Here is a 13,225-nt window from a genome sequence, read left to right on the forward strand (position 1 = left end):
TGTCAAGTATTTCCTGTACGATGCCTGGCCAAGTTAATTTTCTACAGGTTAATGGCCGCCATGCGTGTAAAAGCATCCAACAGCAAAGCAAAGCCAGCTCCAGCCGTTGAAACCAGCGAATCGATCAACAACCAGATTGCTGCGTTCCTCAAGTCCGGTGGTGAAATCCAGCAAATTGCCAAAGGCGTCAGCGGCCAGACGTTCGGCCCGTCCAAGCAGATCACGCTCGGCAAGAAGTAACACCCTGCTTTAACTGGTCCCAAAGCGCTTTGAGCTTCGAAGCGCTTGGACTGGAACCCTCTCGCAACACCCCGCCAACCCCCTCTAAATTTCAGAAAACGACGAACGGCCCTCAATGCCGAGCATTCGCCGGTATCCTTGCACACGTCTAGAACAAGCGTTCCAGTAGGTTCCCGATCCCTGCTCCTCGCTGTCAATGGAGTGACGCATGCTCAAACCCTTTCTCCTGCTGCTCTGTACAGTACTCGCCTGTCCGCTCGCCAATGCGCAAATCTTCCAGCGTGAACTGGGCGACTTCGACCTCAAGCTCGGCACCACGCCCAGCCGCAGCATGGCCCAGGGGCTGGTCAAACCCTCCAGCACCGGCTCATTCCATGGCGGCCTAGACCTGACCCACGACAGTGGCTTCTACGTCGGCCAATGGGCACCGAGCATGGGGTTGAGTCCGGGCAAAAACCTCGAAGTCGATTCCTACGCGGGATTTAAACAGCCCTTCGATCAAACCCTCGGCTACGAAGTCGGCATGATCCACTACAGCTATCCGAAAGTGGACACCCTCGACAGCCAGGAGCTCTTCGGCGGCCTGACCCTGCTCGGCAGCCGATTTGGCGCGGCCTTCAGCAACGACCCGGACAAGCTGAACAGAACGCTGTTCGCCGACCTCGGAGGCAACCAGCCGTTCGGCATCGGGATCAGCATGAAATACACCACCCACCAGCTCTACACCCCGGTGTCGGTCGACGGTGGGTACGTCGACAGTTTTACCGACTGGTCGGTGCAACTTTCCCGGCCATTCATGGGCATCGATCTGGACCTCATCTACAGTGACTCCAACCTCAGCGGCAGCAACTGTTCAGCCTATTCCGGGCACAACGGCCAATGCGACGGGTTGGTAACTCTCAAGGCTGAACACGCGTTTTATTGAACGGCTGAACTGCCGGGCTCATCTTGCGTTCACATGAATACCCAGGCTTTCGCAAGGATCCGCCCATGTCGCGCTGGCTAATTCGCTTCGCCGCTTTGATCATTTTGAGCCTCGTCCTTGGCGCATGCAGCCGGGTGGGCCTGGCCTACCGCAACCTCGACGTGATCATTCCATGGACACTCAGCGACTATCTGGACATGAACGGCGAGCAAAAAGGCTGGCTCAACGAGCGCCTCAAAGAGCACCTGAGCTGGCACTGCAGCACACAACTGCCGGGGTATCTGGATTGGCTGGATCGCCTGCAAACCATGGTCGAAACCAACCAGGTCACCGACGACGCCCTGCAAATCCGCACCGAGGAAGCCAAAGCCGCGATTGCCCAGACCGCGCGGGAAATTACTCCGTCGGCCATCGAGTTGCTGCAGGGGCTGGACGACAAACAAGTCGCGGAAATGAACGACGCTTTCGCCAAAGACCAGCGCAAACGGCAGGTCGAATACCTCAAGCCGCCTCTCGATCAGCAGATCAAGCAACGAGCCGATCGCATGGAAAAACGTCTGGATGACTGGCTCGGCCCACTAAGCCCTACCCAGCAGCAACGGGTGGTCACTTGGTCAAAGGCCTTGGGTGATCAGAACACTCAATGGATCGCCAACCGCGCGCATTGGCAGACGCAGTTCAGCGCGGCGGTTGCCCAGCGCCAAAGTCCCGAATTCCCACAGCGAATCGAGACACTTCTGGTCAATCGCGAGAGCTTGTGGACGCCAGCCTATCGTCAGGCCTACGCCAATACCGAGGCTCAGGCGCGTGGGTTGATCGTGGATTTGATGGCCGAGAGCACACCGGCCCAGCGTCAGCGGTTGTTGAAGAAAATCGGAGTCGTGAGAAAAGACTTCAACGACCTCAAGTGCCTGAAAGCCGCCAAACAATCCTAATCCGGCACAGGTCCCCCGTAGGAGTGAGCCTGCTCGCGATTGCGGTACACCAGTCAATTACTGTTAACTGATACACCGCAATCGCGAGCAGGCTCACTCCTACATTAGTTTGTGGTGGGCTTCAGGCAATCTGCGCTTTAGACGCCACTTCATCAAACGTCACTGCATCCAGCGCATCTTCCTGCTCATCAAGCACCTGACGCGGATGGTCATTCCCAGGAATGCTGCTGTCGATCAGGCTCAACAAACTGGAGCCACGCGGCGTCAGAATGTAATTCGAGCCGGAACCGCCCTGATCCTCAGGCCGCGGTTCGATGTATCCACGTGCCAGCAGCAGCTTTTCGTACTCACCCGCCACCGCTTTCAGGTGATCGAGGTTTTCCGTCTGCTCGCCTTCCGCCGTTTTCTCCGCCACGTACTGCTCGGCATAGGGCCGTGGCGTGAAGCTGCTGGCACCGTTTTGCACTTCGTGCAGCAAGCGTTCAATCAAATCCCAGTTATAAGTCGTCATCCTGATTCAACCTCCAGACCGCGTGATTGTGATGGCCTTCTTAAGTTGTGACCGGTACCGCTCGCAGCCGTTCAGCCGGAGCGCTGAACAGCACCGACCGGCGGTATGTCGAATCCGGCACAGGTCAAACGACTAGGCTGTGTAAGTCACCTCCCAGCCCCCCGCAGGAGAAAAGCCAATGAACATTCAGCATCATCCCGTCGTGTCCCGCGAAGAATGGCTCGCCGCGCGCAAACAACACCTGGCCCACGAAAAAGCCTTCACCAAGGAGCGCGACAAACTCAGCGCAGAACGCCGAGCCCTGCCCTGGGTGAAAATCGACAAGGACTACCACTTCCAAGGCCCCCACGGCGAACTGAAACTGGCCGACCTGTTTGGCGGTCGTAGCCAATTGGTGATCTACCACTTCATGTTCGCCGCCGGATGGGACGAAGGCTGCCCAGGCTGCTCGTTCCTCTCCGACCACATCGACGGCGCCAACCAACACCTGGTGCACCATGACATCGCCGTCGTGGCGGTTTCCCACGCACCGTTCGCCGAATTCCAGCCTTTCAAGCGGCGCATGGGATGGAAATTCGATTGGGTGTCGTCAGAGGGTTGCGATTTCAACTACGACTTCGGCGTCTCTGCGCGGGCCGAAGAGGTCGCCGCCGGTAAAGCCACCTACAACTACGAAAAAACTGATGGGGCCGAAGAAGAACTCCCAGGCTTGAGCGTGTTTTATCGCAATGAAGCCGGCGACATTTTCCATACCTATTCCACCTATGCGCGGGGTCTCGACATGCTGGTCGGCGCCTACAATTACCTCGACCTCACGCCCAAGGGCCGCAACGAAGAAGAGATCATGGAATGGGTGCGGCATCACGACCGCTATGAAGAAAAGGCCGCAGCCAGCTGCTGCCATGGGGGCTAGCCTTCAGAGACCGAGCCGCGGCCATCGCTGGCAAGCCAGCTCCCACAGTGGATGGGTGCCAAACACACAATCTCAAAACACCAAAAATCCCCAGTGGGAGCGAGCTTGCTCCGGGCGGCGTTCCGACGATGAGCCCCGCCCAGCCACCGCCCCTTCAAACGAACCAGACTCCAAGGTCCCAGACAATGAACGTCACCTTGAAAACCCTACCCCCAGCCCGAGTCGCCTACCTGCGCTACACCGGCCCCTACGGTCTGGAAATCGGCACCTTCTGGCGCGAAACCGTCGCCCCGTGGATGATCGAAAACAATCTGCTCAACCGCGTGCGCTACGGCATCGGCCACGACGACCCGAGCACCACACCCGCGCAATACTGCCGCTACGACGCCTGCGTCGAAGTGCCCGCCGACTTCGAACCGAAATACCCGTTTGCCGTCACTAATCTGCCCGGCGGCCGCTACGCTGTCGCCCACTTCAAAGGCCCGGCCAGTGAAATCCCGGCGGCTTGGGGTGAACTCTGTGGACAGTGGATGCCGCAAAGCGGATTGGCCTACGACCAGCGTCCTGGGTTTGAACGCTACCCGGTGGAGATTTCTTATGATGAGAACAGCGGTGTACTGGAAATGGACATGTGCATCGCCATAAAGGACCAGTAGCACCCAAGACGCGGTGGTCAATTAGCTGAACTTTTCCAGGCCATCAACCCTCAACCGGTTAACCCGCCTTAACCGGAACTGAGGCTCACTTATGAAAACCCTGCTGAACATCACCCTCGTCACCACCTTCGCCTGCGCCCTCCCCGTTTGGGCCTGCACCCCAGAGGAAGCCACCGCCAAGCGCGAGCAACTGGCCCAGGAAGTGGCCAAGCTCACCGAGCAGAATCCGGCCAAAGCCAAAGAGATCAATGCCGAGCTGCAGAAGATGGACCTGGGCACAGCGAGCAAGGATTTGCCGGACAAGTGCCAGCTGATTGATCAGCGCTTGAAGGAACTGAAGACGGCGGACAAGAAGGCCGAGAGCTGATCAACCGACAAATCCCGCGCATAAAAAAACCGGACATCCGTCCGGTTTTTTTGGGTCACGACAACGGCTTATTCAGCAGCTGGCGCTTCCGGCTTGCGGCGCTTGAGCGGCGCCATGCCGTCCTTGCTGACCAGCGACAGAGCGTCGGTCTTCGGGCGGTTGGCGATTTTGCGCTTGGTCGGTGCCTTGGCGCCGGTTTTCTTCTTGTCGCCTTTGGCGTCGACTTTTTTCTTCTTCACGCCAACGGCTTTGCCCGAAGCCTTGACCTTTTTCGGTCCGCCGTAGGTGCCTTTGACTTCCTTGATGGTGCGGCGCTCGAAGCTCTGCTTGAGGTAGCGCTCGATGCTCGACATCAGGTTCCAATCGCCGTGGCAGATCAGCGAGATCGCCAGGCCTTCGTTGCCGGCACGGCCGGTACGACCGATACGGTGAACGTATTCGTCGCCACTGCGCGGCATGTCGAAGTTGATCACCAGGTCCAGGCCATCCACGTCCAGGCCGCGGGCGGCGACGTCGGTGGCAACGAGGATCTTCACGCCGCCCTGCTTCAGGCGGTCGATGGCCAGCTTGCGGTCTTTCTGGTCTTTGTCGCCATGCAGCACGAACGCTTTGTATTCCTGCGCCACCAGACGACCGTAGATGCGGTCGGCCATGGCCCGGGTGTTGGTGAACACGATGGCCTTCTGATAGGTCTCGTTGGCCAACAGCCAGTTGAGGATCTGCTCTTTATGCACGTTGTGGTCAGCGGTGATGATCTGCTGACGGGTGGTCGCGTTCAGGTCGCTGACGTTGTTGACCTGCAGGTGCTCAGGGTTGTTCAACACCTTGGCCACCATGTCGCGCAGGCCCGAACCGCCGGTGGTGGCGGAGAACAGCATGGTCTGCTGGCGGTTGGTGCATTCAGCTACCAGACGCTGTACGTCGTCGGCAAAGCCCATGTCGAGCATGCGGTCGGCTTCGTCGAGGACCAGCACTTCAACTTCTTTCAAGTCAAGGTTGCCGGCGTTCAGTTGCTCGATCATCCGGCCCGGCGTACCGATCAGGATGTCCGGCACCTTGCGCAGCATGGCGGCCTGGACCTTGAAGTCTTCACCGCCGGTGATCAGGCCGGACTTGATGAACGTGAACTGCGCAAAGCGCTCCACTTCCTTGATGGTCTGCTGAGCCAGCTCGCGGGTCGGCAGCAGGATCAGGGTCTTGATGCTGACGCGGACTTTCGCCGGGCCGATCAGACGGTTGAGGATCGGCAAGACGAAGGCAGCGGTTTTGCCGCTACCGGTTTGCGCAGTCACCCGCAGGTCACGCCCTTGGAGCGCCAGCGGAATAGCCGCTGCTTGCACTGGCGTTGGCTCGACAAATTTAAGCTCGGCCACGGCTTTGAGCAGGCGTTCGTGCAGGGCGAATTGGGAAAACACGGGTGCTACCTCGAAGAAATACAAAAAAACAGCTGCATAGGGTAACGGTTTCGAGCGCTCAGGCCGAGTTTCTTTACGAAAACGACGATAAACAGTGGCTTTTTGTTGCCTGATTTGTCTTCAAACGTCATCCAAACCCTCTTAAATGCTCTAATCGCCCGATCGTGTCCTTCCGGAGAATCGTTTTAGCCCATGGATATCAAACAGCTCTGGCTCAACGCCCAAGACCTCTGGGGTGCCCTCGATCAGCACCCGCTCCTGCATTCAAGCCTGGCGCTGATGTTGTTGCTGGTCATTGCACTGGTCCTCGGACGAGTGGCGCGTTTCCTCATTCTTCACGCGACCAAAATACTCGGCCGCCAACCGGCGCTGCACTGGATCAACGACTTCCGGCACAACAAGGTCTTTCATCGCCTCGCGCAGATGACGCCGTCACTGGTGATTCAATTTGGCTTGCACCTGGTGCCGGAGCTGAGCAAGACCAGCCTGAATTTCCTCGGCAATGTGGCGTTGGCGTTCACCACTCTGTTCCTCTTGCTGGCGATCAGCGCCCTGCTCAGCGCCTTGCTGGACATCTACGCGCGCACCGAACACGCCCGCACGCGCTCGATCAAGGGCTACGTGCAACTGACAAAAATGGTCTTGTACGTGCTGGGTGCGATCGTCATCGTCTCCACCCTGATCGACCGTTCGCCGCTGTTGCTGCTGTCGGGTCTGGGTGCCATGTCGGCGGTGATTATTCTGGTCTACAAAGACACGCTGCTGTCGTTCGTGGCCAGCGTGCAACTGACCAGCAACGACATGCTGCGGGTAGGCGACTGGATCGAGATGCCGCAGGTCGGCGCCGACGGTGACGTGGTCGACATCACGTTGCACACGGTGAAGGTGCAGAACTTCGACAAGACGATTGTTTCGATCCCGACCTGGCGCCTGATGTCCGAGTCGTTCAAGAACTGGCGCGGCATGCAGCAATCCGGCGGTCGACGGATCAAGCGCAGCCTGTTCATCGATGCCAGCGGCGTGCGTTTCATCCGCGATGACGAAGAAGAGAAGTTGTCGCAAGTGCATCTGCTGACCGATTACATCGGTCGCAAGCAGGCCGAACTCAAGGCCTGGAACGCAGCACAAGGCAATGTGGCGGCCATGTCCGCCAACCGTCGGCGGATGACCAACATCGGGACCTTCCGCGCGTATGCGTTGGCGTACCTGAAGAGTCACCCCGAGATTCAGCCCGGCATGACCTGCATGGTGCGGCAGATGCAGACCACCGCGCAGGGTATTCCGCTGGAAATCTACTGCTTCACCAGCACCACGGCGTGGGCGGATTACGAGCGGATTCAGGGGGACATTTTCGACTATCTGCTGGCGGTGCTGCCGGAGTTCGGGTTGAGTCTTTATCAGCAGCCGAGCGGTGGGGATATGCGTGCGGGGTTGCTGCCGGCGATGCTGGGTGCAAGCCACATTCCCGACGCCGATAAACACATCATGTAAACACCACTGAACCAATGTGGGAGCGAGCTTGCTCGCTCCCACAGGGATTCGCATCGTTTCCGGGACTGGCGGGTTACTTGACCTGCCGCTGCGGTGCCTTGTGCACCATGGTGTAAGCGTAATCCACGCCCATGCCATAGGCGCCGCTGTGCTCCAGCACCAACTCCATCACCGCTTCGTAAGTGTCTTTGTGTGCCCAGTCACGTTGGTACTCAAGCAACACTTGTTGCCAGGTCACCGGCACCGCACCCGCCTGAATCATCCGCTGCACCGACATGTCGTGCGCCTCTTTGGTGGTGCCGCCGGAAGCGTCCGTCACGATGTACACCTCGTAACCTTCAGCCAACGCTTCCAGTGCCGGGAAGGTCAGGCAGACCTCGGTCCACAGCGCGGCAATGATCAGTTTTTTGCGGCCGGTGGCTTTCACCGCGTCAACCAGCGCCTTGTCTTCCCAGGAGTTCATCGAGGTGCGCTCGATCGGCTTTTGCTCCGGGTGAACCGCCAGCAATTCAGGCCAGATGTAACCGCTGAAGCTTTCGGTTTCCACCGAAGTGTAGATAGTCGGCACGTTGAAGATCTTGGCAGCCTTGGCCAGGCCTACCGTGTTGTTCTTCAGCGTTTGACGGTCGATCGACTGCACGCCAAACGCCATTTGTGGCTGATGGTCGATCAGGATCAGGGCGGAGTTGGTTGGGTTGAGCAGTTCACGAATAGACATGACGCGTTCCTTTTGATGTCGATTTCAAAGTGAGTAATGGGTGAGTCGACGTTGCCGTCTGCGGCGTTGTCGTCGGCTTGGATGTCACTTTAAGGGCTAGCAAAGAAGGGGACAATTCCCTAAAATCGAGAATCATTGATTCTAAAATAGGGACAATCATGGATCGCATCGAATGTATGCGCGCCTTTGTCGTCACGGTCGGCGAGAACGGTTTCGCCGCGGCTGCACGGGCAATGGATGTGCCGCGATCAAAAGTCAGTAAACAGATTCAGGCGCTGGAGGAAGCCATCGGCGTGCAACTGCTGCAGCGCACCACCCGCAGCCTGCACTTGACCGAGGCTGGCGCCGAATACTTCGATGCAGCACGCGAAGTGCTGGCCTCGCTGGATGAGGCCGAACAGCGTGCGCGTAACGGCATTGGCGAGTTGCGTGGGGTGTTGCGGGTCAACGCGCCGATGTCCTTTGGCTTGCGCCGACTGGGGCCACTGATACCCCTGTTTCATGAGCAGCACCCGAACATCGAGTTGCAACTGGTGCTCAGCGATCAGCAGGTGGACCCCGTGCGCGGTGGTTTCGACGTGACCATCCGCATTGCAAGCATGCCCGACTCGACGATGATCGCCCGGCAACTCGCGCCGGCCCCGCGCATCATGGTGGCGTCCCCGGCGTATCTGGCGCGCGTTGGCATACCGCAGACCCCGCAAGACTTGCGCGCCCATCAGTGCCTCAACTACGGGTATCTGCAAAGTGGCGTCAGCCTGCAGTTGTGCAATGGCAAGGAAACTCAACGGGTCAACGTAACCGGGCCCTTGCATGCCAACAATGGCGACTTGCTCGCTCAGGCCGCCGAAGCCGGAATGGGTATCGCCCTGTTGCCCAATTTCATTGTCGAGGATGCGTTGGCGGCCGGCCGCCTGGTGCCGGTGATGTGCGAATGGCAGGCACCCGCGATCACGATTAACGCGGTGTACCCTTCGGCACGTCGGGTCCCGCAAAAGACCCGGACGTTTATTGAGTTTTTGGTGGAGCAGTTGGCCGAGAAGTAATGCGCACTCCTACAGGGGTTATGTGGTGGTCAGTGGTTTGCGGACACCCAACCGACTGATCCACACCGCCATCAGAATCACCGACCCGCCGAGAAACAACCGTCCCAACGCCTCATGCTGATTCCAGATCAGCAGGTTGATCAGCAACCCCATAGGCACATGCAGGTTGTTCATCACCGCCAGCGTTCCGCCGTTCACCATGCATGCGCCCTTGTTCCACCAATACAATCCCAGCGCGGTCGAGACCAGCCCGAGGAACACCAGCACGCCCCATTGCAGCGGCGCTTCGGGCAGGAAGTTCTGTTTGCCGAACAGCAGGAATGCCGGCAAGGCCACGGCCAATGCGCCGAGATAGAAGTAGCCGAAACGCCGGTAATGCGGCAGATCGCTCGGGTGGCGCGCCACCAGATGCTTATAAAGCACCTGCCCGGCGGCGTAGGTGAAGTTGGCCAGTTGCAGTAGCAGGAACCCCATGAAGAAATCCGGGTTGATCCGGTCGTAGCGAATCACCGCCGCGCCCATCACCGCCACCAACGCGGCGATCAATGCCCACGGATTGAAACGCCGGTTCAGCGCGTCTTCGATCAAGGTCACGTGCAATGGCGTGAGGATGGTGAACAGCAACACTTCCGGCACCGTCAGCACGCGGAAGCTCAGGTACAGGCACACGTACGTCACGCCGAACTGTAACGCACCGATCAACAGCATCCCGCGCATGAACGCCGGTTCCACCGAACGCCAGCGCGTCAGCGGGATGAACACCAGCCCCGCCAGCACGACCCGCACCAGCACTGCGAAATAGCTGTCGACGTGACCGGCCAGGTATTCGCCGATCAAACTGAAGGAAAACGCCTGGATCAGCGTGACAAAAAGTAGATAGCCCATGCTCGCCTCGTTTTGAATGGCGGCGACGATAACGGGTTTTGCCTGGTATCGCGAACAGGCTCGCTCCCACAGGGGATTTGGATGTTTATTAAATCGCGGGCAAAAAAAAGCCCGATCTCGCTAAAGCGTTCAATCGGGCGACAGCACTCAGGAGCAACAAGTGCAAAGGGAGGTTCGTTGCGCGTAAAGCCTTGAAGGGGTTGCGCCAGGTCACTAGACCATCCGGTGATTATCTGGCGATTAAAAGATCAGGCGACCTGGGCAAGCTTGGCGTTCGCCTGGTTCAGGCCCTTCTCCTGGAAGTCGCCGCCCAGGTTCATGCCTTCGGCGTGAATAAAGGTCACATCGTGGATGCCGATGAACGCCATGACCTGACGCAGGTACGGTTCCTGGTGATCCGCCGTGCTACCGGCGTAGATCCCGCCGCGAGCGGTCAGCACGTAGGCACGCTTGCCGCTGAGCAGGCCTTGCGGGCCGGTGTCGGTGTACTTGAAGGTCACGCCGGCACGCAGCACATGGTCAAGCCAGGCTTTGAGCGTGCTGGGGATGGCAAAGTTGTACATCGGTGCGGCCATGACCAGCACGTCGGCGGCCAGCAGCTCATCGGTCAACTGGTTGGAGCGTTCCAGCGAAGCCTGTTCGATGTCGCTGCGTTGCTCGGCCGGTTTCATCCATCCGCCCAGCAGGTTGATGTCCAGGTGCGGCACCGGATTGACGGCCAGGTCACGTACGGTGATCTGATCGGCCGGATGCGCGGCTTTCCATTGGCTGATGAAGGTCTGGGTCAGTTGACGGGAAACCGAGTCTTGCTGACGGGCGCTGCTTTCGATGATCAGAACGCGTGACATGGGATGTAGGCTCCATCTGAGAATGCTGTAAGGCGATGGAGTGAAGGTTAAACAGAGTCATATCGATGAAAAAGCGCAAATAACTGCTATAACCCATCAATAAATTCGTTTATAAGCTGAGCATACCTTGTAGAAGCGAGCAGGCTCACACCTACAAGGAATTGAATTCATTTCGGGGTGCAGGTCAGCTCGATACGCAGCTTGATAATGCTGCGGGTGAACTTCGCGGTGGCATTTTTATGCTTGCCCGCCGGTACATCGATCTTGCGGGTGCGTGGCGCTTCCGGGCCATTAATGAACACCGCTTTGCAGCTGACATCGACGTCGCCGTAGTTAGCCACCCGGATAGAGCCGATGTCGTTATCCGTGTCGAAGGTCTCGTAGTCGACTTTCAAGCCGTTGAGGTCTTTCTGCACATCAATCGGATAAGCAAACGCCGTCAGCGGCAGCATCGCCAGCAGCACACAACAGAATTTATTCATTCAGCAGTCTCCATAAAGGGCTGCCAGCTTAGGACAAGAGGAGCTATTCATGAAAGCGCCCCGCGTGACCCTTGATCAATGGCGAACATTGCAGGCCGTGGTCGACCACGGCGGTTTCGCCCAGGCCGCCGAAGCGCTGCACCGTTCGCAATCGTCGGTGAGCTACACCGTGGCGCGCATGCAGGACCAGCTAGGCGTGCCGCTGTTGCGCATCGACGGTCGCAAAGCCGTGCTCACCGAAGCCGGTGGCGTATTGCTGCGGCGCTCACGGCAACTGGTGAAACAGGCCAGCCAACTGGAAGACCTGGCTCATCACATGGAACAAGGCTGGGAAGCCGAAGTGCGGCTGGTGGTCGACGCGGCGTACCCGAGCGCCCGCCTCGTGCGCGCCCTGACCGCGTTCATGCCGCAGAGCCGTGGCTGCCGGGTCCGCCTGCGTGAAGAGGTGCTGTCGGGGGTTGAGGAAGTCCTGCTCGAAGGCGTGGCCGACCTGGCGATTACCGGTTTTAGCATTCCAGGCTATTTGGGCGCGGAATTGAGCGATGTCGAATTCGTCGCGGTCGCCCATCCCGACCATGCGCTGCACCGCCTCAACCGCGAGCTGAACTTCCAGGACCTGGAAAGCCAGATGCAAGTGGTGATCCGTGACTCCGGTCGGCAGCAGCCGCGCGACGTCGGCTGGCTCGGCGCCGAACAACGCTGGACCGTCGGCAGCCTGGCCACCGCCGCGACGTTTGTCAGCAGCGGCCTGGGGTTCGCCTGGCTGCCACGGCACATGATTGAACGGGAACTCAAGGAAGGCACGCTCAAGCTGCTACCGTTGGATCAGGGCGGCAGTCGCAACCCTAGCTTTTACCTGTATTCGAACAAGGACAAACCCTTGGGACCGGCGACGCAGATTCTCATCGAACTGCTGCGCACCTTCGACACCGCACCGCTGGACGCGCCTTTCGCCGCCCCTGAACAAGCCTGACAAGGAGTGAATGCATGGCCTATTTCGAACATGAAGGTTGCAACCTGCACTATGAGGAATATGGCCATGGCACGCCATTGCTCCTGGTCCATGGACTGGGGTCCAGCACGCTGGACTGGGAAATGCAGATCCCGGCGCTGTCCACACGCTACCGGGTGATCGTCCCGGATGTGCGCGGCCATGGTCGCTCCGACAAACCCCGCGAGCGTTACAGCATTGCCGGTTTCAGCGCCGACCTGGTCGCGCTGATCGAACATCTGAACCTCGGCCCGGTGCATTACGTGGGGCTGTCGATGGGCGGCATGATCGGCTTTCAACTGGCGGTGGACCAGTCGCATCTGCTCAAAAGCCTGACCATCGTCAATAGCGCGCCAGAGGTCAAGTTGCGCAGTCGCGACGATTACTGGCAGTGGTTCAAACGCTGGAGCCTGATGCGCGTCCTCAGCCTGGGCACCATCGGCAAGGCCCTCGGCGGCAAATTGTTCCCGAATCCGGACCAAGCTGATTTGCGTCAAAAGATGGCCGAGCGCTGGGCAAAAAACGACAAACATGCTTATCTCGCCAGCTTCGATGCCATCGTTGGCTGGGGGGTTCAGGAACGACTTTCGAAGGTTGCCTGTCCAACCCTGATCGTCAGCGCCGACCGTGATTACACGCCGGTAGCGCTGAAGGAAACCTATGTAAAACTGCTGCCCGATGCGCGGCTGGTGGTGATCGCCGATTCGCGCCACGCCACCCCGCTGGACCAACCCGAACGCTTCAACCAAACACTGCTCGAGTTTCTCACCGCAGTCGATACCACCCCAATCAGGATCACTGA

At 58.8% G+C, this 13,225-nt stretch carries 15 protein-coding genes and 1 pseudogene; 10 read left to right on the forward strand and 6 right to left on the reverse strand.

The window, feature by feature from the left end:
* Positions 1-51 precede the first annotated feature (51 nt).
* The 3 genes from D882_RS0125275 (at position 52) to D882_RS0125285 (ending at position 2,100) form a co-directional block, all read left to right on the forward strand.
* Positions 52-240, forward strand: coding sequence for a hypothetical protein (locus D882_RS0125275; protein ID WP_017337097.1), 189 nt, complete (start codon positions 52-54; stop codon positions 238-240).
* Between the two features lie 208 nt (positions 241-448).
* Positions 449-1,165 (forward strand): TorF family putative porin, encoded by a 717-nt coding sequence (locus D882_RS0125280; protein WP_027925818.1) that lies wholly within the window; start codon positions 449-451, stop codon positions 1,163-1,165.
* 65 nt (positions 1,166-1,230) lie between these two features.
* The gene (locus tag D882_RS0125285) at positions 1,231-2,100 is read left to right on the forward strand and encodes a DUF6279 family lipoprotein (protein WP_027925819.1); all 870 of its coding nucleotides are present in this window, start codon (positions 1,231-1,233) and stop codon (positions 2,098-2,100) included.
* Positions 2,101-2,221: 121 nt separating this feature from the next.
* Here D882_RS0125285 and D882_RS0125290 read toward each other — a convergent pair whose 3' ends face one another.
* Positions 2,222-2,611, reverse strand: coding sequence for a hypothetical protein (locus D882_RS0125290; protein ID WP_027925820.1), 390 nt, complete (start codon positions 2,609-2,611; stop codon positions 2,222-2,224).
* Between the two features lie 178 nt (positions 2,612-2,789).
* Between D882_RS0125290 and D882_RS0125295 the strand changes: the two genes are divergently transcribed.
* From D882_RS0125295 to D882_RS0125305, 3 genes are all read left to right on the forward strand, one after another.
* Positions 2,790-3,524 (forward strand): thioredoxin family protein, encoded by a 735-nt coding sequence (locus D882_RS0125295; RefSeq protein ID WP_027925821.1) that lies wholly within the window; start codon positions 2,790-2,792, stop codon positions 3,522-3,524.
* Positions 3,525-3,709: 185 nt separating this feature from the next.
* A complete protein-coding gene (locus tag D882_RS0125300; protein WP_027925822.1) occupies positions 3,710-4,180 on the forward strand; it encodes a GyrI-like domain-containing protein in 471 nt (156 codons plus the stop codon).
* Between the two features lie 91 nt (positions 4,181-4,271).
* On the forward strand, positions 4,272-4,547 hold the full coding sequence (locus D882_RS0125305) for a hypothetical protein (RefSeq protein WP_027925823.1): 276 nt from the start codon (positions 4,272-4,274) through the stop codon (positions 4,545-4,547).
* 68 nt (positions 4,548-4,615) lie between these two features.
* On the opposite strand, the gene D882_RS0125310 is transcribed toward D882_RS0125305, so the two are convergent.
* Positions 4,616-5,962, reverse strand: coding sequence for a DEAD/DEAH box helicase (locus D882_RS0125310; RefSeq protein WP_027925824.1), 1,347 nt, complete (start codon positions 5,960-5,962; stop codon positions 4,616-4,618).
* A gap of 192 nt (positions 5,963-6,154) precedes the next feature.
* On the opposite strand from D882_RS0125310, the gene D882_RS0125315 reads away from it, so the two are divergent.
* Positions 6,155-7,453 (forward strand): mechanosensitive ion channel family protein, encoded by a 1,299-nt coding sequence (locus D882_RS0125315; protein ID WP_027925825.1) that lies wholly within the window; start codon positions 6,155-6,157, stop codon positions 7,451-7,453.
* A gap of 73 nt (positions 7,454-7,526) precedes the next feature.
* Here the strand turns inward: D882_RS0125315 and D882_RS0125320 are convergent, their stop codons facing one another.
* Positions 7,527-8,171: a hydrolase gene (locus D882_RS0125320; protein WP_027925826.1), complete on the reverse strand. Its 645-nt coding sequence runs from the start codon at positions 8,169-8,171 to the stop codon at positions 7,527-7,529.
* A 158-nt stretch (positions 8,172-8,329) separates the two neighbouring features.
* On the opposite strand from D882_RS0125320, the gene D882_RS0125325 reads away from it, so the two are divergent.
* Positions 8,330-9,217, forward strand: coding sequence for a LysR family transcriptional regulator (locus D882_RS0125325; protein WP_027925827.1), 888 nt, complete (start codon positions 8,330-8,332; stop codon positions 9,215-9,217).
* 18 nt (positions 9,218-9,235) lie between these two features.
* Here D882_RS0125325 and D882_RS0125330 read toward each other — a convergent pair whose 3' ends face one another.
* From D882_RS0125330 to D882_RS0125340, 3 genes are all read right to left on the reverse strand, one after another.
* Positions 9,236-10,102: a carboxylate/amino acid/amine transporter gene (locus D882_RS0125330; RefSeq protein WP_027925828.1), complete on the reverse strand. Its 867-nt coding sequence runs from the start codon at positions 10,100-10,102 to the stop codon at positions 9,236-9,238.
* A 248-nt stretch (positions 10,103-10,350) separates the two neighbouring features.
* Positions 10,351-10,950 carry an FMN-dependent NADH-azoreductase gene (locus D882_RS0125335; RefSeq protein WP_027925829.1) on the reverse strand — a complete coding sequence of 200 codons (600 nt, stop codon included), beginning with the start codon at positions 10,948-10,950 and terminating at the stop codon, positions 10,351-10,353.
* Between the two features lie 167 nt (positions 10,951-11,117).
* Positions 11,118-11,432 carry a hypothetical protein gene (locus D882_RS0125340; protein WP_027925830.1) on the reverse strand — a complete coding sequence of 105 codons (315 nt, stop codon included), beginning with the start codon at positions 11,430-11,432 and terminating at the stop codon, positions 11,118-11,120.
* Between the two features lie 49 nt (positions 11,433-11,481).
* On the opposite strand from D882_RS0125340, the gene D882_RS0125345 reads away from it, so the two are divergent.
* Positions 11,482-12,405 carry a LysR family transcriptional regulator gene (locus tag D882_RS0125345; protein WP_027925831.1) on the forward strand — a complete coding sequence of 308 codons (924 nt, stop codon included), beginning with the start codon at positions 11,482-11,484 and terminating at the stop codon, positions 12,403-12,405.
* A 14-nt stretch (positions 12,406-12,419) separates the two neighbouring features.
* A pseudogene (locus D882_RS0125350) lies at positions 12,420-13,225 on the forward strand (alpha/beta fold hydrolase).

Origin of the sequence: Pseudomonas sp. URMO17WK12:I12 (genome assembly GCF_000514395.1) — a bacterium.
GTDB classification, from domain to species: domain Bacteria; phylum Pseudomonadota; class Gammaproteobacteria; order Pseudomonadales; family Pseudomonadaceae; genus Aquipseudomonas; species Aquipseudomonas mucoides.

Bases quoted from the DNA above. Each gene is read 5' to 3' on its own strand.
- D882_RS0125340 (WP_027925830.1), bottom strand. From the start codon at position 11,432: ATGAATAAATTCTGTTGTGTGCTGCTGGCGATGCTGCCGCTGACGGCG.
- D882_RS0125320 (WP_027925826.1), bottom strand. From the start codon at position 8,171: ATGTCTATTCGTGAACTGCTCAACCCAACCAACTCCGCCCTGATCCTG.
- D882_RS0125300 (WP_027925822.1), top strand. From the start codon at position 3,710: ATGAACGTCACCTTGAAAACCCTACCCCCAGCCCGAGTCGCCTACCTG.
- D882_RS0125275 (WP_017337097.1), top strand. From the start codon at position 52: ATGGCCGCCATGCGTGTAAAAGCATCCAACAGCAAAGCAAAGCCAGCT.
- D882_RS0125330 (WP_027925828.1), bottom strand. From the start codon at position 10,102: ATGGGCTATCTACTTTTTGTCACGCTGATCCAGGCGTTTTCCTTCAGT.
- D882_RS0125295 (WP_027925821.1), top strand. From the start codon at position 2,790: ATGAACATTCAGCATCATCCCGTCGTGTCCCGCGAAGAATGGCTCGCC.
- D882_RS0125290 (WP_027925820.1), bottom strand. From the start codon at position 2,611: ATGACGACTTATAACTGGGATTTGATTGAACGCTTGCTGCACGAAGTG.
- D882_RS0125335 (WP_027925829.1), bottom strand. From the start codon at position 10,950: ATGTCACGCGTTCTGATCATCGAAAGCAGCGCCCGTCAGCAAGACTCG.
- D882_RS0125305 (WP_027925823.1), top strand. From the start codon at position 4,272: ATGAAAACCCTGCTGAACATCACCCTCGTCACCACCTTCGCCTGCGCC.
- D882_RS0125285 (WP_027925819.1), top strand. From the start codon at position 1,231: ATGTCGCGCTGGCTAATTCGCTTCGCCGCTTTGATCATTTTGAGCCTC.
- D882_RS0125345 (WP_027925831.1), top strand. From the start codon at position 11,482: ATGAAAGCGCCCCGCGTGACCCTTGATCAATGGCGAACATTGCAGGCC.
- D882_RS0125325 (WP_027925827.1), top strand. From the start codon at position 8,330: ATGGATCGCATCGAATGTATGCGCGCCTTTGTCGTCACGGTCGGCGAG.
- D882_RS0125280 (WP_027925818.1), top strand. From the start codon at position 449: ATGCTCAAACCCTTTCTCCTGCTGCTCTGTACAGTACTCGCCTGTCCG.
- D882_RS0125315 (WP_027925825.1), top strand. From the start codon at position 6,155: ATGGATATCAAACAGCTCTGGCTCAACGCCCAAGACCTCTGGGGTGCC.